This window comes from Sphingobium sp. TomTYG65 (assembly GCF_055395525.1).
In genome coordinates, this window is record NZ_AP027330.1 from 1,521,801 (window position 1) to 1,541,074 (window position 19,274).

17 protein-coding genes are annotated in these 19,274 nt (G+C 62.0%); 5 read left to right on the forward strand and 12 right to left on the reverse strand.

Going from position 1 to position 19,274, the window contains the following annotated elements; all coding sequences use genetic code 11:
* From ACZ5Y5_RS07495 to ACZ5Y5_RS07510, 4 genes are read right to left on the reverse strand one after another with little or no spacing between them, the layout of a single operon-like run.
* The gene (locus ACZ5Y5_RS07495; protein ID WP_464808030.1) at positions 1-888 is read right to left on the reverse strand and encodes a 2-hydroxy-3-oxopropionate reductase; all 888 of its coding nucleotides are present in this window, start codon (positions 886-888) and stop codon (positions 1-3) included.
* A gap of 1 nt (position 889) precedes the next feature.
* A complete protein-coding gene (gene otnI, locus ACZ5Y5_RS07500; protein WP_464808031.1) occupies positions 890-1,675 on the reverse strand; it encodes a 2-oxo-tetronate isomerase in 786 nt (261 codons plus the stop codon).
* Between the two features lie 26 nt (positions 1,676-1,701).
* The gene (locus tag ACZ5Y5_RS07505; RefSeq protein WP_464808032.1) at positions 1,702-3,021 is read right to left on the reverse strand and encodes a glycerate kinase type-2 family protein; all 1,320 of its coding nucleotides are present in this window, start codon (positions 3,019-3,021) and stop codon (positions 1,702-1,704) included.
* Positions 3,022-3,025: 4 nt separating this feature from the next.
* Complete coding sequence (locus tag ACZ5Y5_RS07510) at positions 3,026-4,696, reverse strand: L-lactate permease (protein WP_464808033.1); 1,671 nt, start codon at positions 4,694-4,696, stop codon at positions 3,026-3,028.
* Positions 4,697-4,955: 259 nt separating this feature from the next.
* Between ACZ5Y5_RS07510 and ACZ5Y5_RS07515 the strand changes: the two genes are divergently transcribed.
* Positions 4,956-7,112 (forward strand): alpha-amylase family protein, encoded by a 2,157-nt coding sequence (locus ACZ5Y5_RS07515; RefSeq protein WP_464808034.1) that lies wholly within the window; start codon positions 4,956-4,958, stop codon positions 7,110-7,112.
* Between the two features lie 53 nt (positions 7,113-7,165).
* Here the strand turns inward: ACZ5Y5_RS07515 and ACZ5Y5_RS07520 are convergent, their stop codons facing one another.
* Positions 7,166-8,233: a TolB-like translocation protein gene (locus tag ACZ5Y5_RS07520; RefSeq protein WP_464808035.1), complete on the reverse strand. Its 1,068-nt coding sequence runs from the start codon at positions 8,231-8,233 to the stop codon at positions 7,166-7,168.
* A gap of 132 nt (positions 8,234-8,365) precedes the next feature.
* On the opposite strand from ACZ5Y5_RS07520, the gene ACZ5Y5_RS07525 reads away from it, so the two are divergent.
* Positions 8,366-9,097, forward strand: coding sequence for a FadR/GntR family transcriptional regulator (locus ACZ5Y5_RS07525; RefSeq protein WP_464808036.1), 732 nt, complete (start codon positions 8,366-8,368; stop codon positions 9,095-9,097).
* Here ACZ5Y5_RS07525 and ACZ5Y5_RS07530 read toward each other — a convergent pair.
* The 5 genes from ACZ5Y5_RS07530 to ACZ5Y5_RS07550 form a co-directional block, all read right to left on the reverse strand.
* Positions 9,094-10,398 carry a glycerate kinase type-2 family protein gene (locus ACZ5Y5_RS07530; protein WP_464808037.1) on the reverse strand — a complete coding sequence of 435 codons (1,305 nt, stop codon included), beginning with the start codon at positions 10,396-10,398 and terminating at the stop codon, positions 9,094-9,096. The two genes, ACZ5Y5_RS07525 and ACZ5Y5_RS07530, sit on opposite strands and share 4 nt — an antisense overlap.
* Positions 10,399-10,495: 97 nt before the next feature.
* Positions 10,496-11,743 carry an FG-GAP repeat domain-containing protein gene (locus ACZ5Y5_RS07535; RefSeq protein WP_464808038.1) on the reverse strand — a complete coding sequence of 416 codons (1,248 nt, stop codon included), beginning with the start codon at positions 11,741-11,743 and terminating at the stop codon, positions 10,496-10,498.
* The gene (locus ACZ5Y5_RS07540; protein ID WP_464808039.1) at positions 11,743-11,961 is read right to left on the reverse strand and encodes a hypothetical protein; all 219 of its coding nucleotides are present in this window, start codon (positions 11,959-11,961) and stop codon (positions 11,743-11,745) included. Before ACZ5Y5_RS07540 ends, ACZ5Y5_RS07535 begins: the two co-directional genes overlap by 1 nt.
* 30 nt (positions 11,962-11,991) lie before the next feature.
* Positions 11,992-12,654, reverse strand: a complete 663-nt coding sequence (locus ACZ5Y5_RS07545; protein WP_464808040.1) for a sugar phosphate isomerase/epimerase family protein — start codon at positions 12,652-12,654, stop codon at positions 11,992-11,994.
* 64 nt (positions 12,655-12,718) lie between these two features.
* Positions 12,719-14,047, reverse strand: coding sequence for an MFS transporter (locus tag ACZ5Y5_RS07550; RefSeq protein ID WP_464808041.1), 1,329 nt, complete (start codon positions 14,045-14,047; stop codon positions 12,719-12,721).
* 126 nt (positions 14,048-14,173) lie between these two features.
* Here ACZ5Y5_RS07550 and ACZ5Y5_RS07555 point away from each other — a divergent pair, with 126 nt between their 5' ends.
* From ACZ5Y5_RS07555 to ACZ5Y5_RS07565, 3 genes are read left to right on the forward strand one after another with little or no spacing between them, the layout of a single operon-like run.
* Positions 14,174-14,671: an RpiB/LacA/LacB family sugar-phosphate isomerase gene (locus ACZ5Y5_RS07555; RefSeq protein ID WP_464808042.1), complete on the forward strand. Its 498-nt coding sequence runs from the start codon at positions 14,174-14,176 to the stop codon at positions 14,669-14,671.
* Between the two features lie 2 nt (positions 14,672-14,673).
* The gene (locus tag ACZ5Y5_RS07560) at positions 14,674-15,606 is read left to right on the forward strand and encodes a ribokinase (protein WP_464808043.1); all 933 of its coding nucleotides are present in this window, start codon (positions 14,674-14,676) and stop codon (positions 15,604-15,606) included.
* 25 nt (positions 15,607-15,631) lie between these two features.
* Positions 15,632-16,789: a hypothetical protein gene (locus ACZ5Y5_RS07565; RefSeq protein ID WP_464808044.1), complete on the forward strand. Its 1,158-nt coding sequence runs from the start codon at positions 15,632-15,634 to the stop codon at positions 16,787-16,789.
* Positions 16,790-17,110: 321 nt separating this feature from the next.
* Here the strand turns inward: ACZ5Y5_RS07565 and ACZ5Y5_RS07570 are convergent, their stop codons facing one another.
* Both ACZ5Y5_RS07570 and ACZ5Y5_RS07575 read right to left on the reverse strand, forming a co-directional pair.
* Entirely contained in the window at positions 17,111-18,127 is a 1,017-nt protein-coding gene (locus ACZ5Y5_RS07570; RefSeq protein WP_464808045.1) for a sugar phosphate isomerase/epimerase family protein, read from the reverse strand.
* A gap of 10 nt (positions 18,128-18,137) precedes the next feature.
* The gene (locus tag ACZ5Y5_RS07575) at positions 18,138-19,271 is read right to left on the reverse strand and encodes a Gfo/Idh/MocA family protein (RefSeq protein ID WP_464808046.1); all 1,134 of its coding nucleotides are present in this window, start codon (positions 19,269-19,271) and stop codon (positions 18,138-18,140) included.
* Positions 19,272-19,274 lie beyond the last annotated feature (3 nt).

A 19,274-nucleotide genomic window follows, 5' to 3' on the forward strand; every position in this document is an offset into this window, starting at 1 on the left:
TTAGCAACCACTCACCAAGTGGCTAGCAGCCCGTTCGAGCGCCGTCACCATCGCGCTGTGATCCCTTTCCGCATCTCCGTAGGCAGCGCAGCTGCTGAAGAGTTGCTGGGCATTTGCCGTGGCGGGCAGCGAAACGCCGAGCGAGCGTGCACCCGCCAGCGCGAGATTGAGATCCTTCTGGTGCAACCGAATACGAAATCCGGGATCAAAGCTGCGGTCGATCATGCGTTGACCATGCACCTCCAACACCCGCGACGCAGCAAAGCCGCCCATCAGCGCTTCCCGCACCCGCGCGGGGTCCGCGCCGGCCTTCGATGCGAAGACCAGCGCCTCCGACACGGCTTCGATGTTCAGCGCTACGATGATCTGATTAGCGACCTTGGTAACTTGTCCCGCGCCAACTTCACCGACGAGCGTGATGTTCTTGCCCATCAGCTCCAGCAGCGGCCGGACCTTGTTGAACACATGCTGCTTGGCTCCGCACATGATCGTCAGGGCGGCATTTTTCGCGCCGACTTCGCCGCCGGAAACCGGCGCATCGACATAATCGCCGCCGAGCGCCTCGATCTTCGCCGCAAAGTCGCGCGTGGCGATGGGATCGATCGAGCTCATGTCTATGACGGTAGTGCCGGGCTTCACACCCTGGGCCACTCCATTTTCGCCGAAGAGCACGCGTTCCACGTCCGGCGTGTCAGGCAGCATCAGGACCAGGCACTCCACCTCCTCCGCCACCGCTGCCGGCGTGGCGCATGCGATCGCGCCGCCTTCGCGCAATTCCTGGGGCATAGGGGCACGATTGGCGCAGCTGTAGATCGCATGTCCTGCCGCTTGCAAATGACTGGCCATGGGCCGCCCCATGATGCCGAGGCCGATAAATCCGATTTTCATGTCACGCGCTCCTGGAGTTTAGATAATTGCGCGCCCAGCCAAGGCCCGCCGTCGTGTCGCCCGCAGGTCGATATTCGCACCCGATCCAGCCGTTATAACCAAGCGCGTCGATATGGCTGAGCAGCCAGGGATAGTTGATCTCTCCGCTACCCGGTTCGGCACGGCCCGGATTGTCCGCCAGCTGCATATGACCGATCCGCGGCAGCAGGCGTTCGATCGTGCGAGCAAGGTCGCCTTCCATGATCTGCATATGATAAATGTCATATTGCAGGCGGACATTGTCGCGCGCCGCCTCGTCCATGACGGACATGGCTTCGCTTGTCGTGCCGTAGAAGTATCCCGGGATGTCGACACGAGTGTTGATCGGCTCAATCAATATCTCGACACCATCAGCCGCCGCCAGTTCGGCAGCGTGCACGATATTGGCAACCAGCGCGGACCGGCATTCAGCAGTGGCAGGCGTCTTTCCCGCCATAAGGTGCAGGCGTGGGCAACCTAGCGCTCGCGCATAATCCAACCCCCTGGCGACCCCCGCCCGGAATTCCTTCACCCGGTCAGGCAGGGCTGCAATACCCCGCTCTCCCCCCGCCCAGTCGCCCGCGGGGAGGTTGAACAGCACCACCTCCAGCCCGCATTTCTGTGCGCGCGCCGCCACATCGGTAGCGTCATGGTCATAGGGGAACATGAATTCGACGCCGGAAAATCCCGCCGCCTCTGCCGCATCAAAACGGTCTAGGAACGGCAGGTCCTGGAACATCATCGCCAGATTAGCTGCCAGCTTCACCATATCTCTTCTCTCTCAAACAGTGCGGGTCAGAACGCGATGCCCAGCACCAGGTCCATGACGTTGGTTCCCGTTGGCCCCGTACGGAACAGGTCGCCGGTCGCCTCGAACAGGTGGTAGCTGTCGTTGCGCGCCAGCATGTCTTCTACATCAAGCCCTGCCGCGCCCGCTCGCTTGAGCAACGCGCCATCGGCAAATGCTCCTGCCGCATCTGTAGGCCCATCGGTACCATCCGTACCAGCGGCGAGCAGCGCGGCATTATCCTCGCCCGCCAGCGCCAAGGCTGCCACAAGCGCGAATTCCTGGTTACGCCCGCCCAGGCCGTCGCCGTTGACCTGCAATGTCGTTTCCCCGGCGGATACCAGCAGCGCGGGGCGATATTGCGGCGGCACCGCCCGCAGAGCCTCTGCCATCTTCAGCGCGGCGTCATGGGTGTTGCCCGCCATGACTGCATCAACGTTGTGGACGGTTAGCCCTTCGCGAGCGGCTATTCCGTGCACCGCTTCGACAAGCATCGCGCTATCCGCGAGCATTAGATGCTCCTGGCGCCCCGCGGCTTGAGGAGCATACGATGGCCCTTTCGCCAGCACGTCACGGATAGACGCCGGTACTGATTGCTCCAATCCGTAGCGCGCCAGGATTGCCATCGGACTTGCGGCATCATCGCTGTTCGCAATGGTGGGCCCCGATCCGATCATGCATAGGTCGCCACTGGGAATGTCCGACATCAGCAGCGTCAGCACCGATGCTGGACCGATATGCTCCAACAACCCGCCGCCCTTCACGCGCGACAAGCGCTTTCGCACGGCGTTGATCTCCTCGATCGACGCGCCGGATCGCAGCAGCAAGTCGGTCACCTCCGCCTTTTCCTCAAGCGTCACACCATTGGCAGGAGCGACCATCAGCGCCGACGCGCCACCTGTCAGCAGCACGATGACCGTATCCCGCTCCGTCAGTCCTTTGACCGCACGCAGCATTTCGATGGTCGCTTCCACCCCCTGCGCGTCAGGGATCGGGTGCCCTGCTTGGCGCTGCCGGATTCGCGCCAGCATCGGCTCGACATGGCCATGCTTTACGATGATGCAGCCGCCCGAAATCCGGTCGCCGAGAAGCGTTTCCAGCCCCTTTGCTAGAGAGCCGGCTGCTTTCCCCGCGCCAATCACCACAATCCTGCCATCGGGGTGCAAAGGCCAGTCGATCTCCTTGCCCCTATGGCTGATGCGCCAGTGATCACCCTGCGGCGCGCCCAGACCTTCGACCAGTCTTTTCCCGCGAACTGACTCCAGCGCTTCAACATATATGTTCTTCAGCAGCGCGCGGACGGCTGCCCCTTGTGGAAAATCGCGCATGTGGTCAGGGCACCAGCAGGGTGAAGGGATAGACATAGGCTTGCAGCATCACGAACAGGCCGATCAGCGAGCCCAGCACCAGGCTGTGGACGAATACATGGCGCAGGATGCGGCCTTCCTGCCCAAACCAATGGGTGGCGGTAGAAGCGACAACGATGCTCTGCGCGTCGATCATCTTGCCCATGACGCCGCCCGCACTGTTCGCCCCTGCCATCAACACTGGAGGGAGGTTAAGCTGCTCTGCGGTGATCTTCTGCAATCCGCCGAACAGTACGTTCGACGCTGTATCCGATCCGGTGACAGCAACGCCCAGCCAGCCAAGCATGGTGCCGAAGAAGGGATAGAGCACGCCCGTCGCCGCAAATGCCAGCCCCATCGACGCGTCGATGCCGCCAAACCGGGTGAGATATCCCAGCGCCAGCATTGCCGCGATGGTGAGCAAAGATGGCAGCACCAGCTTCCATGTACGCAGATATACAAGGCCAATCGTGCGCGCGGGCACTCGCAGCAGCAATGCGGAGGCAAGCGCGGCTACCAGTATCGCAGTGCCCGTGGCTGAAAGGAGATTGAGGTTATAGACCGCCTTTTCGAACTCCGGAGCGGTGACGACCGGTGGCAGCCGCTGGATCACCCCATCGAGCCCTACGAAAGGCAGGCGCAGCGCAAAGATGGCGTCCAGGCCTTGCTTCATGAAAGGCAGACCCCACAGAAAGACGCAGGCGGTCAGGATGATCCATGGCATCCATGCCCGCCGGACGGCGGCGGCATCATGCAGCGGCTGGGCATGGGCCGCATCCGCCGTGGCCGCAACATCCCGCTCATCTCCTGCGGCGAGCTTCGCTTCATTGACATGCATGATGCGTGCAGGCTGCCAAATGCGCAAAAAGGCGATCAGCGCAGCGATCGAGGCAAGCGCTGCGCCGATGGACGTCAGCCATGGCCCATGCAAATTCGAAATAAGCAACTGCACGACCGCAAAGCTGACGCCCGCGACCAGAACAGCCGGGAACACTTCCATCGTCCGCCGCCACCCGCAATAGGCGACCAGCAGCCAAAAAGGCACGATAATGGCGAAGGGCGTCATCTGCCGCCCCACCATCGCCGATAGCTCTAGCAAGGGGAGACCCGTCACGCCGGAAAGCGTGACCAGCGGGGTACCCAGCGCGCCGAATGCAACCGGCGCGGTATTGGCGATCAGCGACAGTCCGGAAGCCTGCAGTCGCGTGAAGCCAAGCCCTATCAGCATCGCTCCCGTCACCGCGACCGGCGTTCCAAAGCCCGCCGCGCCCTCGAAAAAAGCGCCAAAGCAGAAGGCGATCAGCAGAAGCTGCAAACGGCTATCGGCAGTGATCGATGTTATCGCTCCACGCAGCACATGGAACTGCCCGGTGGTCTCCGTCAGCTGATACAGGAAGATGATGTTGAGCACGATCCAACCGATCGGCAGAAGCCCATAAGCCGCGCCGAATCCTGCCGCGCGAAGCGCCAAGCCGGCGGGCATACCGAAAGCCAGCACCGCGACGGCCAGGCCAGCACCAAGGCCCATGAGCGCGGCGATGTGCGCCCGCACATGAAAAAGACCGATAGCACCGAGCAACACCACCACAGGAACGGCCGCAACAAGCCCGGACAGCAGGCCGTTGCCGAACGGATCGTAATTCTGCGCCCAAATCATCGCGCCACCTTTGCCTTGATATCGGTCAACTTCCGCTTCAATCGCGCCGCCATTGTCGGTTCGGCATTCTTGGTTAGCCGTCGCTAGGCTGGAGGGCATGTGAACGAAACTCGCCTTTCCGCGATACGGAACACATCCACCGTCCGGAGCAAAGTGTTCCACAGGGCGGAACGCCGTTCTCAGGAAGATTGTCGGCTTGGCGTAGCCAGGGCAGACTGCTCGTTTGACGTCAAATAATAGTTCAGGAGCATGAGGCAGGATGGAACTGAAAGCCAACGGCGGGATTTCGCGCCGCGATCTCGTGCGCGCCCTGCCCGCAACAGCGATGGTGAGCGCACTTCCTGATCAAGCCTGGGCAGCCGCGGACAGTGGCGGATTCGATCGGCGCCGATGGTGGGAGCATGAATATCGGATCCTTCAGACCAACCTGCGCGAAATCGACGCGCTGGAAGACCCCCGTACGATCGCTCGCGAAACCCGCGCCTTTGGGGCGAACGTCATCGTGTCGAACATCGGTGGCATTGTCGCCTTCTATCCTAGCCAGCTAGCGCTCCACTATCGCAACCCGTTCATGAAAAGCGACTTTGCAGGTGACATGGTCACCGCCGCCCATGCTGAGGGCCTGGCCTATATCGGGCGCTTTGATCTCTCCAAGGGGACAAAACCTGCCTATGACGCGCATCCCGATTGGTTCATGCGCAACCGCGACGGCACGCCGCGCGAATATGCCGGGACGTACCAGGCGTGCCCCAATGGTGGGTGGGCGCAGGATTACAGTCTGCAAATCTTGAAGGAGGGCGTCGAGCGTCACGACGTCGACGGCCTGTTCTTCAACATGACCGCCTTTGCTCGCACCGACTATGCCGACGTAGATCACGGCATTTGCGTATGCGAAAACTGCAAGCGGCGGTTTCGCGAGCTTTACAAGCTGGAACTTCCCCGGACCGACGACGGGGCTGATTCCAACTGGGGTGCCTATCAACACTTTCAATCGCGGATCATGGCTGAACTGTCGGCGAAAGCGCGCGATGTCATCAAGGCAGCACGTCCCGACGTGCCGCTTATGGACTTTTTTGGTGGCGTGGTGGCGCGGGGAGAGGTGCAGCGACGTCTTTCGCGCAAAGCTCCGGAATGGCCCCACGCGATGGGAGAACAAACGCGCGCCTTGAGGGCGATCGCACCGGGCAAGGCTTTTTCCGCGACGTCCACAGCGCACATGGACTATCCGTGGCGGCAGGTAACGGAAAGCGCCGACAATCATCTGCTGCGCTTCGCCCAGGCATTGGGCACGGGAGCCAAACTCGACCTTTACCTGATGGGCACGCTGAGCGATCAGGACGATCCGCGCTTTCTCCCTCCGGTCTCACGCCTGTTCCACTGGCACGCCGCCAATGAGCAGCACTATGTAAGGTTGGAGCCGGGCGCACGGGTCGCACTCTACAATATGGGCTCGTTCTTCCAATCGGTCGGCGCCGGGCTTACCCGCTACAGCATTAATGCGCAGCGGGGCGCCTATCAGGCGCTAGTTGATGCGCGTCTGCCCTTCTGGATGACAACCGGCATGCAAGTGGCCAAGGCGACCAAGGACCGCGCCTATGACGTCATCATCATGCCGCATATCATGAGCCTGGATGAAGGCGACGCCACCGCGCTCGATGCCTTCGTAGAGGGTGGCGGCCTGATCATAGCCACTGGCTATACCGGTGCGCTGGGCAAAGACGGCAAGCCGCGCAGCAGCCCGGCCATGAAATCAAGCCCGGTTGGCAGCTTTGGCCAACCGCGCGACGGTCATGGCTGGTCACTGGACATGAGCAAGGCGGCCATACCGATGGGACCGGGGCGGATGCCCATCGACGAGACATTCTTCCCGGTTACGCCACGCAGCGGCGCGACGAGCCTGATCCCATTCGCGCCGGACCAGCGCTTCGGCCCGCCTGAATTTTCCTACGCGCGTCCCGGCGAAGCAGCGCGTGACGACGCGGGGGCGCTCGTGATGCCGTATGGCAAAGGCCATCATGTCCATATCCCCTGGCTTCCTGACTGGCTCTATTATCGTGATGGGATCGACGCGCACCGTGTGCTGTTCGAAAGCCTGATCGCGCGTTACGCTCCGCCGCCGCCCCTCGTCCTGGAAGGTCCAGGTCCAATCGAGATGATGGTGATGCGGCAACCAGCTGCGGGCAAGATGCTGGTCCACGTCATCAATTATTCAGGCCAGCGCAACACGCATTATGGCGATCCAATAATCGCTCAAGGCCTGAAGCTCGGCGTCCGCGGCCTTGTGGGCGGCACAGCTCGGATGCTGGTGGCTGGGAAGGCGGTCAGGGGCAGGCGGCGTTCGGATGACCGCGATCATTTGTGGTTTGACCTGCCGCCCGTCGAAACGTTCGAGGCGGTGCAGCTCACAATGACCTGACGTCTGAAACGGGCGAGGGGCGGTCGGCCGCCCCTCCCCTCCCTCGAGCCCGATCAGAAGTTCGGAGCAAGGTCCATCAATACGATGCCTTGGCCGACCCCTGCGTCGATGACATCGGCCGATCCAATCTGCGCCGCGATCATTCGGCCATCCGGCCGCACGACAGGATTGCCATATTTCCACCCGCCATATTGCACGATGTTCGTCATGCGCGTGTAGCGCGGCTTCTTAGGATCAAGATCAAGTACGCAAAGGTCCATGCCCTTCGAACGATCCTGAGCGCATTCGACCAAGGTCCGCTTGCCGTCAGGGAAAATCCCCTCGACTTCGTTGTAGAGTGTCGAAGGCGTCGGGTACTCAGTGATCTTCTTGGTCGCGAAATCGACCGAAATGACTTTGGTCTCCACGCCCTTCGGCCCCTTGCCGTAATAATAGCAGGGCATGGTCAGCCCCTTGTCGCCCGGCAAGAAATCTTGCGCTTCAACGAAGCATTCGGCGGTGGTGATGATTTCCCGCACATCTTCCAGTTTCGCCGACTGACCTTTAACAGCGACGCGGCCGGTATAGATGGTTGTCGATGCTGGCTTGCCGCCACCGGCCGCCTTCACCTGGCTCCATGCAACCATGTTGCTGTGCGGGCTCACCGCGATCCCTTCAAAAACGGTAATGCCTAACGGAACCGGTGCGTTCATCGCCTTGGCGTCCATCCAGAACAGCTCGATGCGGCCGTGCCGGGTTTCTTCCCGCGTCTTGCCCAGGATGCGTGGGCCGAGCAGCAGGTAGCCGCCGTCGGGGAGATAATGGACCCGAAGATAGCCTTCGCTGGCGGCATGGCTTGTCAAGTTGCGCGTCTGGCCCGTCGCCATGTCATATTCAAAGGCGTCCCCATAGGATTTGCCGATGAACGCTAGCTTGTCCCCTTTAGCCGAAAAGACTGGTCGTTCCCCGAATGCGGAGATCAGGCGCTGCCCGGGCGGCATGTCCTGGATCGGATTGCCCGGCTTGTTCCCCAGCGGCAGGGTCTCGGGCACGGGCTCGCCGCGCGTAAAGGTCTGCGCGGAGAGCGCGGACAGCGGCGCTGCCGCGAATAACGCGGTGGCCAACACATGCTTTGCCTTCATTGATCGTCCTCCTTATGCCTTCGCAAGCAGCTTGTAGGCCGCCATAAGTCAAGCTGGCGCCATGGATGTCCCACCATATGGACAGGACACTAACCGCTGGTCAGCCAACAAGGCGGGCGGTAAAGCAAGAGCATGACCATCGAGTGCGCAACCGTCACTGCTGAGCCGGAGACCTCCGGATATCGCCGGGTTCTGGCTCACCTGCGCGACCTGCTCGTGAACGGCGGTGTGGAAACGGGGCATCGGCTGCCGAGCGAAAGGGAATTGGCGCTGCGCCTGGGGGTTAGCCGCCCTGCTGTGCGCGAGGCCGTCAGGGCAATGGAGATGATCGGTGTTCTGGAAACGCGGCATGGACGCGCCAGCACCGTCCGTGTACCCGATGCGGTGGTTCTAGGCGAATTCTTCTCGCTAGCATTGGCGCAGCAGCCCGCGATCATCGACGACATTGTCGAGGTCCGCATCGCGTTGGAACGTCAGGCCCTTCGCCTCGCCTGCACCCGAGCGACGCCTGAAGATCAGCGCAATCTCGAAGATGCGCTTGAGCAGATCGAAGCGACGATCGATGATGTGTCTGGGGGCGGCCAAGCGGACCTTCGTTTCCACACGCAGTTGGTCGCCGCTGCACATTCCCCGGCGCTTTCCACGGTTTACGGGACGATCACGCATCTGCTGGAGCGCTCCCATGTCGAACGACGCAGGAGAATCGCCGACAGCCCCAAGGCGCGAGACTATTTGGTCGATCATCACCGCAAGATCTTCGAGGCTGTTCGCGCTGGCGACGCAGCGATGGCTGACGATTTGATCCTGAGCCATTTCGCGATCGGCGCCGCCTGGAAATTGCAGAAAGTGGCCGCCGCCCCCTAGCCGTCGATCAGGATCGCGCGAAAGTCGTTCACGTTGGTTCGGGTCGGGCCCGTAAACACCAGATCGTCCAGCGCCTTGAAGAACCCGAAACTGTTATTCTCACGCAGCATGCCGCTCGCCGACATGCCCGCTGCTCTTGCCCGCGCCAATGTGCTTTCGTCAGCGATGGCGCCTGCATGCCCCCCAACGCCATCGATGCCGTCCGTGTCGCATGCCAAGGCGGAAATGCCCGGCGCCGCATCCAGTGACATGGCAAGGCTCAGCATATATTCGCTATTGCGCCCCCCGGCTCCCGAGGGATTGCCCACCAGCACCGTGGTTTCTCCGCCCGACAGCAACGCCCAACGCCCGCCCTTGCGCTGATGGTGGAGGGCGAGCGCGGCATGAACGATGCCAAGTTCAGTCGCATCTCCTTCCAGGTCATCGCCCAGATAGACCGGCATATATCCCGTGGCCCTCGCCACTTCTCCCGCAGCCTCCAACGCCATGCGGTTGCGCGCGACAATGCGCGTATCCGCCCGCGCAAGTTCAGGCGAACCGGGGCGCGGCGTCGCGTGCCGTTCGTCGTTCAATACCGCCATGACATTGTCCGGAACGGTGATGCGATAGCGCTCGATCACACGGCGGGCATCGGCCAGCGTGGTGCGATCCGCCACAGTCGGGCCTGACGCAATGAGCGCGGGATCATCGCCCGGCACGTCGGAAAAGGCCAGGGTGACGACCTGCGCCGGATACGCCAGCGCGGCAAGGCGTCCCCCCTTCATCTGCGACAAGTGGGTGCGCACGCAATTGATCTGCGAAATAGTCGCTCCACATAGCAACAGTTCCCGCGTCACGCGGCGCTTGTCGTCCAGCGAAACCCCCTCGACCGGCATCGCGAGCAGGGCAGACCCGCCCCCCGACATCAGCGCAAGCAACTGATCCTGTTCGCCAAGCCCACGCACGGCCTCTTGGATCATCTGCGCCGCCTGCAAGCCATGTTGGTCTGGCAAGGGATGCCCTGCCTCGATGATCAGCGCATCTGTCGGCAATGTGCCGGGCGGCAATCCGTGGCCATAGGGAATAAGAATGATCGCCTGCGTCCCCGGCGGCGAGTGGCGCAGAGCTACACTGGCCATGGCCGCCCCTGCCTTGCCCACCGCCAACACAAGCCGCCGACCTTCCGGGGGTTGCGGCACGTGCGATGGCAGACAGCGCTCAGCCGAGACCGCTGTCAGGGCGACGTCGAACATCTCCCGCGCGAGCGCAACACGCGCCGCTTTCACCTTGTCGCTCTCCGTCAATGCCCGTCCCTCGACCATCTTTATCCGCCGGACTTACAAAGCGGCGCGCCAACCTGCAAATCGCAACATTGGTGGGCTGCGGCAATTCCATCTGGCGGAACAAGGTCGAATATGTTTACTCGGCCTTCTTTCCCAACAGCAGGCGAGCTTGCGTGCCCCAGGCACCGACGAAAAGATCTTCGACGCCGTCTCCGTTAACGTCGCCTTTCGCCATGCTCCAGCTGCGTCCCACAGTGGTCGCGGGGATGACCGCCGCCGTCACATCACTGAAGCGGCCCTTGCCATCATTGGCATATGCCCGCAGCTGCAATGGCTTGAACCCGGGCACGTCGATCGCACCGACAATCAGGTCGGGACGACCATCATGATTAAAGTCCATCACCATTCCGCCCCAGCTGGAAAAGCGGTTGGCAGGCATCCAGGGCTTGGTCTCGTCAAGAAACCCACGCCCCTTGTTGATCAAAAGCCGCGCCTGGGGATCCTTGTCCCATTTCTTGTTGTTGCTGGTCAGGTTCAGGAACAGGATGTCGGGCCGTCCGTCAGCATTGGCATCGAACACATGCACTTCACGCGTCTCCATCGGCGTCAGCAACTGGAGGCCCTTCGACGACTCGCGAAAATGCCCTTTGCCATCGTTCAGCAGCAGCCGGTTCGGCGGGCTTTCATTAGCGACCACCATGTCGAGGTCGCCGTCGCCATCGACGTCGACCAGCGCGATGTCCTGCGTATCATCCTCATACGCGGGCAGATGAGTTGCCGTGGCGTCGATAAAGGTGCCGGGCAGTTTGGGATCGTTGAGCCACAGGAAATTCTGTCCCGAAGCGCGCGGTTTGCCGGGGCGGTCCTCCGCCGAATTGCCGATGGCGATGTCGGGCAGGCCGTCGCCATTGACGTCGCCGACCGCCAGCCCATTACCTTCACTCATCTTCGGCAACCGGTCCGACGCTTCGGTAAACACACCTCCCGGCCCGCCGAGGAACAGTTGGTGCGCATGATCCTCCTCGGCAACGAAGATCAGGTCGGGAAAGCCATCGCGGTTGAAGTCGGCCGACAGCACATGTTCGCTATCATGCGCCTTGGTGCCTAGGGCGCCCTGTTTCCAGGTGAAACGCCCCTGCCCGTCATTGATGTAGAGCCGGTTCGGCCCCATTTCGACGGCCAGCACTGCGTCCAGATCGCCATCACCGTCCACGTCAACCAGCGCGACATCCAGGGCGTGGAGATATTTGGAAACGGGGACATGCGTGTCCGTCACATCGTCGAACATCAGTGTCGGCGCGGCTTCATTCTGCGCCTGCCCGGGCATCGCGCCTACCATCAGAAAAGCGAAGATCGCCGTGCGGCTCATCAGGCGACGGTTCATCATGCGGTCTCCAGCTTGCGAAGATAGGAAAGGCTCTTCTTGAGAGAGTCGATGCGCGCGCCGGTGAAAGGCGGTTCCTGTTCAACGAAGAAATTGCGCACGCCCGCACTTCGCGCCGCCTTTAGGATTGCAGGCCAGTTCATTATGCCCGACCCGACCTCCGTCGGCTTCTGCTGCATATGATAGTTGATCTGCGTCCCCGCCGCGATGTCCTTCACATGCATCTGGGTGAAGCGGCCGCGATAGCGTTAGAACCAGGCGGCGGTATCGTGCCCGCCCGCTGCCAGCCATTCGGCATCCAGCTCGAAATCGACGATGCTCGGGTCCGTTCGTTCAAGCAGGATCTGCAAACCCGTCTTCTTCCCCAGCGGCGCCAGTTCGCCGTTATGATTGTGATAACCGATCCGGATACCGTGTTTCCTGAGCACCGCGCCCTTCTCATTGAGGAAGTCGGCCATGCGCTCATAACGGTCGGCCGTAAGGGGCGCTCCGCCGGGCTTCATCAGCGACATGAAGGAGATCGGCGGACCCCAGATCGGGTCCCTGGGGAACTGGAACAGCGGCAACACGGCGTTGCGCGAACCCAGGATATTGAGCTGGTCCACAAGCTTGTCGAGATCATCGAAGTTGAGCCCGCTTGCGCCCGGCACCGTCGACGAAGCGGCGACATGCGCGCTCCGGCAGACAAGGCCCGCTTTGTTCAGCGCAGCCCGGAATTCAGTGGCGGAGCGACGGTGCAGCGACGCAAGCTCCACCGACCGCACACCTGTCGCCGCGATGCTGGCGAGCGCGCCGTCGAAGTCACGGTTGAGGTCAGGATCGAACATATAAAGCTGGACCCCCGCCCCATCCTTCCCAAGTAAGGAAGCGGATTTGCGACGCGCCATCGTGGGCACGCTCGCCGCCAGCATCAACAACGCAGAGGATTTGAGGAGGTCGCGGCGATTCGTCGACATATCTTTCAGTTTGGAAGGGTCAGGCGAGTGCGGCCTTGCGGCTCGCCTCCCGCAGGGAGGTTTCGGGATAGCGCATCATGCACAGGACCACGCCAAGGGAAAACAGTGCGGGCACGATGCCGATCAACGTGCGCAGCGGCAAGGCGTTGCGCGGATCGCTGGCATGGGCGGGATCGAAGCCGAGCCAGCCAAGCAGCAGGAAGGCAAGGCCGACCGCCAGCCCCAACGCCAGCTTCATCGATCCGTTGAGCGTCGCATAGAGCAGCCCGGTGCGATCGACGCCGAAGCGGGCGCGAGTAGCGTCGGCGACATCGGCCATCAGCGCGCGCGGCAGGAACCAGGCGATGGGTATGCAAAGGCCCAGCGCCGCGACATTGGCAGCCGTCAGCCAGAAGGCGTTCGCAGGCTGCGTCGCCATGAGCAGTTGCAGTGCCGCCTGCATCAACGCGCCAACTTGCAGCGCGCGCGCCTTGCCGATCCGCCCGGCAAGCTTCGCGAACAGCGGCGTTCCGGCAAAAGCTGCGGCATAGGCGATCAGGATGAGCGTGCTGGCAGCCGCCCGGTCGAACCCCAATTGCCCCATATAGAAGAACAGCGCCACGGCGTTGGCGACGCCGGTCGACAGGGCGATCAGCAAATCTGCCAGGACCAGCCGCACGACCGGGCCTTGCGAAAAGAGCGCCACATAGTCGCGCAGGGCCAGGGGCGATTGCGCGCCCTCCGCCGGTTGCTTTTCAGGCGTGGTCTTGAGCGCCAGCAGGATCGCGGCGGGGATCAGCACGATCATCACCCACCCTGCGGCGTGCATACCTGCCGCCGGATCTCCCGGATAGGCACGGGCGACCAGAGGCAATATGGCAAGGATCGAAAATTGCCCCGCCGTCGCGAACATTTGCCACCAGGCAAAGATACGCGTTCGCTCCGCCGCGCCAGTCGCGAGTGTCGCTGTCCAGGCGAGGTGCGACAGCACGATCATGGAAAATCCGATGAAGGCGATGAAGAGCCATGCCCATAGATAAGGCATGCCGACCCCCCGCTCCGCCTGGAACAGCGCGTAGGTCGAGATCATCAGGATCGGCGCGCTTGCGACTAGCCAAGGACGATAGCGCCCCCACCGAGACCGGGTAGCGTCCATCATCCCGCCCAGCAGCGGGTCGATCATCAGGTCCAGTACCCGCACAGTCATAAAGGCGGTGCCGACCGCAGCTACCGGCAACGCCAGGGCGCTAGCATAAAATTCGGGGAGAAATACCGTGACTAGAGTTGCATAAGCCTGGATCGTCAGCGCGGTGACGCAGAAGGCGGCGAGTCTGCCGCGCTCCATCGCCCCTCCCCCGGTCTGCGTCATTTGGCCTTCCCCTTGATCAGATTTCAAACTGGTAATACCACATAGATGTAAAAGCGCCAGTGAGCAGTTCGATTCCGTCAGTCAAAGAGTGTGTGGAAGCGGCGCGGGCAAGGGGTCGGGGAATTTATGCGTAAACCAGAAACATTGTCGGGTAACGAACAGCATATTCCCTTTCGGGACGTCATCGGTTTTGCGAACGACCATGCCGGTTTCCCGCTGCGCCCGCCAGTGCTGGACTTGCTTGGGCGACATAGCGGGCGCATCATCGATGTCGGCGCGCAGTCGGAAGAACCGGTGGACTTTCCTGACATCACTCGCCGCGCAGTCCAGACCATACTCGACAAACAGACAGATCGCGTGATTCTGCTGTGCGGCACGGGCGCGGGCGCATGTATCGCAGCCAACAAGGTGCGCGGCATCCGCGCAGCCGTTGCGCACGACACCTATGTTGCGCGGCAGGCCGTAGCGCATGACGATGTCAATGTGCTCTGCATCGGAGCGTGGATCACCGGCCCGCAGATCGCGCTAGATATTATCCGCCATTTCCTGGCCGCGCAGTTCAGCGACGAAGAACATTTCCGCCGCCGCGTAGCGAAGCTCGCGATGCTTGAGCAGGGCGGCTAGTCATGGTGGGCAAGGTCGTCGTGCTGGGCAGCGTCAACATCGACCTTATGGTCAGCACGCCGCGCCTCCCCCGTGCGGGAGAAACAGTGTCCGGGATCAGCCTGAGCCGCCAACTCGGTGGCAAGGGCGCAAATCAGGCCGTTGGCGCGGCACGTGCAGGCGCCCCCTGCATTTTGCTGGCCGCCGTGGGACAGGATGAGGAAGGCGCCGCCATGGTGGCAGCGCTCGACAACTATGGCGTTGATACCAGCCACATCCACGCCACCTCCTCCGCCACCGGCTGCGCGGTGGTGGCGACGTCTCCGCAAGATAATCAGATCATCCACATCGCTGGCGCGAATAGCGACGTCGACGCCACGCTGGCGGCAGAAGCCGATCTCGCCCCGGAAGACGTCTGCCTCGCCCAGATGGAAACACCCATTCCAGCCACGGCTGCCCTGTTCCAGAGTGCCCGGTCCGCCGGGGCCTTTACCATCCTCAACGCCGCACCTGCGTCAACTGCGGCTCTTTCGTTGCTGCCGCTCTGCGACATTCTGATCGTCAACGAGAGCGAACTTGCCCTGCTCGCCGGATCGGACGCTGGCTCCGTGCTAGACGACAAGGGTCTGCTGTCGAGCAGACATCTGTTGGGATTACGGCTCAACCAGAGTCTGCTCGTCACCTTGGGCGCGGACGGTCTGGCAATTGTGGGGGAGGATGCGATCCAGCGTCTTGCGGGGAGACCAGTCAAGGTGGTCGACACGACAGGCGCGGGTGATTGTTTTTGCGGTTATCTCGCCGCTGGCTTGGCACGGGGCTACCCAATCGATCAGGCCGCAGTAGAGGCGAATGCCGCTGCGTCCATCGCAGTCCAATCCTTCGGCGCGGCGGCCTCAGTCCCCAACCGGGCAACCGTGCTGCAAAGCTTTGGCAACAGCCCCGCACTTACCAGCTAGAAATATCGACAAAGGAGCCTGAACCGTGACCCATTTTCTGGCGGGCCATAAGCCCAATCTAACCGCCCGCATTGTAAAAGCAGGCTTGCTCACTGCAGCCCTTCCCCTGACTCTATCCACCGCTGCCGCAAAGGAAGGCGGGATCGACTATCTCACGGCGCCCTTCCATCAGGAACGCCTTTTGGACTGGGGCAACCGACCCAACTGGTCGCCCGACGGCCGCCGCATCGCTTTTACGAAGGACGATCTGGTCGACAGCCCGGCCTATGAGGTTAATGTGCGCACGAAGAAGGTGCGCTGCCTGACCTGCAAATTTGGGGACACGCAGTTCGTCACCCGCATATTCTACCTGCCCGACGACAGCTTCCTGATCGAGGCCGCACCGGGAATGAAGGGGGGCAGCGGCGGAGCAGCGGATGCTGCGCGCACTCAACTCTTCTGGATGTCCAAGACGCTGGCCCGCCCTGTTTCCTTGAACAGTGGAGCTATGGGCGACATTGCCATCGCACGCAGCGCCAATACCGATGGATCGGTGGACATCGCCTGGTCCCGCCCGACCGCGACGGGCCTGGAACTAACCAGGGCAAGGCTGGTCAGTGACGGACGCACCGCGCACCTTGCTGATCAGCAGGCACTATACACCTACCGGCCCGGCCAGCCGGGCCCCGCCAGCTTCCCCGAAGCTTACGACTTTATCGACGGCGGCCGCAGCGTCATGTTCTGGACAACCGAAATGGACGCGCTCGACAGCGAAATGTATAAGGTCGACATTGCGACCAAGGCCGTGAGCAAGGTTTACGCTACCCCTTCTCACAATGAAACGCATGTCTTTCCGGACGAACGCTACGGATTGGAAGAAGCGAACATCCATTCCGATCCGGACGGGCCCTATCGCGGCATCAGCGCCCACATTAAGCCGGGCGTCGAGCAGATTCTGCGCTTTGCGGGTAAAAGCAACGCGGCGGAGCTCGCCGCAGCCAACTCGGGAAAAGGCTTCGACATCTTCGTCATCACGATGGACGGGAAATCTCGCCGGGCTCTTACCAATGTCAGCCCGTATGGAGCGCAGGCGCACCAATCCATCGTTTCTCCCGACGGCCGCCGCATCGCTTTTGCGATCAAGAATACCATTGGAAAGTCAGACCATTCAGCAGGGCTCTACATAGGAACGTTCAGTGATTAATAAGCAGCGACCTGGAAAAGCAGTGGGACCGGGGCTGACGATATCGGCGGGTTCAAGGATCGCCTGGCGGCGCGAGCTGCTCAAAAGCCAATTCTATTTTGGTCCGTGGCACGAAGATTCACTATTCCCCAAGAGAGAATTGCCACCTTATCGTCAAAACCTGCCTTGCACGAACGGCAGGCCGAGGTCTGAGATTAACGCGTTATCTCCGCGGGAGCCGGACAAAATGTGCCCAGGACAAAGAGCTTTTACCGTGTGACATGCTGTGATCTGCGGCGCTAACGGAAGATGACGACCAAACAGGTGCGGAAGCCACCGAACTCATCCAGTCTTGGCAAAATTGTCGAAGGCGCGGTCGGTGACAGGGATGATGTGCCGCGCGATAAAGGGCGCGCCTTCGCGTGCGCCTTGTTCAGGATGCTTCAGCGCGCATTCCCATTCAAGGACCGCCCAGCCGGGAAAATCATATTGCGCCATCTTCGAAAAGATCTGCCCGAAATCCACCTGCCCGTCGCCAAGCGAGCGGAATCGTCCCGCGCGGTCGATCCAGGATTGATATCCCCCATAAACGCCGGTCCGGCCTGACGGACGGAATTCGGCATCCTTGACGTGGAAGCTCTTCACCCGCGCATGATAAATGTCCAGGAACGCGAGATAGTCGAGCTGTTGCAGCACGAAATGGCTGGGATCATAAAGAATACTGGCGCGCGGGTGCTGATCGACGCGGTCGAGGAACATCTCGAACGTCGCCCCGTCGTGCAAATCCTCACCAGGGTGGATTTCAAAGGAAAGGTCCACGTCATTTTCCTCGAACGTGTCGAGGATTGGCCGCCAGCGCCGCGCCAACTCATCGAAAGCTTCTTCTATCATCCCCGCCGGCCGCTGGGGCCAGGGATAGACATAGGGCCATGCCAACGATCCTGAAAAAGTGGCATGGGCCGTCAGCCCTAGCCGTCGGCTCGCCTGCGCCGCCAGCTTTAGCTGGTCGACTGCCCATTCCTGCCGCGCATCGGGACGCCCCCTGACTTCAGGCGCGGCAAAGCCATCGAACAGGCTGTCATAGGCCGGATGCACCGCGACCAGCTGCCCTTGCAGGTGCGTGGACAGCTCGGTGACAGACAGCCCCTTCTCGCCAAGCTTCCCCAGGATTTCGTCGCAATAATCCTGGCTTTGCGCGGCAGTGGCCAGGTCGATAAAGCGCGGATCATTGGTCGGGATCTGCAAACCTTTGTACCCCAGGCCCGCCGCCCAATCCGCAATCGCGTCCAGAGAGTTGAAAGGCGCGTCGTCGACAATGAACTGCGCCAGGAAAATCCCCGGCCCCTTGATCGTGCGCATATAAGTTCCTTCAAACGATAAGCGGGACCCAGCCGCTTTCATTGCGGCTGGCGTGGACGGCCGTTTCGATCAGCGCCATGCCGCGCAGTCCATCGGCCATGCCGGGCAACAAGGGCGCTTCGCCGCCGCGTAGCAGCTCGGCAAAGTCGCGGTAGAGATTGGCGAAGGCCTCCAGATAGCCTTCCGGATGCCCACCCGGTGTACGCAGCCGCGCCGTTGCATCTGCGCCCAGCGACGCATCGCCTGCCTGCACCAGTTCCGTCCGCCCATCGCCATGATGGACGACCAGCATGTTGGGCGATTCCTGCCGCCAATCGATCCCGCCGCGGTCGCCATGGATACGCAAGCGCAGCCCGTTGCGTTCCCCGATCATGATCTGCGAGGCGAGCAACGCCCCCCGCGCGCCATTGTCGAAGCGCAACAACAGCTGGCAATCATCATCCAACATACGGCCCGGCACCACCGATCCCAGATCGGCGAGCAGCTGCGTCACACGAAGGCCGGTGACGAATTCCGCAAGATGGAAGGCATGGACGCCGATATCCGCGATGCAGCCGCCCGGCCCCGCGCGCTTCGGGTCCAGCCGCCATGCCGCCTGCTTGCTGTCCGCCTCGGTAGCGAGCCAGCCCTGGGGATATTCGACGATCACCTTCGTCACACGGCCGATGACGCCCGCCGCAATCCGCGCCCGCGCCTCACGCACCAACGGATAGCCTGAATAGGTGTAGGTCAACGCATAGGGAACCGCCGCGCCATCCACGACTTCGGCGAGTTCGCGCGCTTTCTCCAGCGTCGCGGTCGCCGGCTTGTCGCTCATCACGGCGATGCCAGCCTCCAGCGCGGCGCGCGCGGCAGGCAGGTGATGATGATTGGGGGTGGCGATCGTAACGAAGTCGATGCCGTCAGGCCGGGCCGTTTCCGCCGCCAGCATCGTCGCAAGGTCGGGATAAGCGCGCGCCGGATCGATCCGGAAAGCAGCCCCCGCCTCCGCCGATCGCGCCGCATCACTGCTGAAGGCGCCAGCCACCAGTTCAATCTCCCGGTCCAGTTCAGCCGCGATCCTGTGCACGCTGCCGATGAAGGACCCAGGGCCTCCGCCGACCAGGGCAAAACGCAGGCGTCGGCCATTTTTGTCGTTCTTCACTCT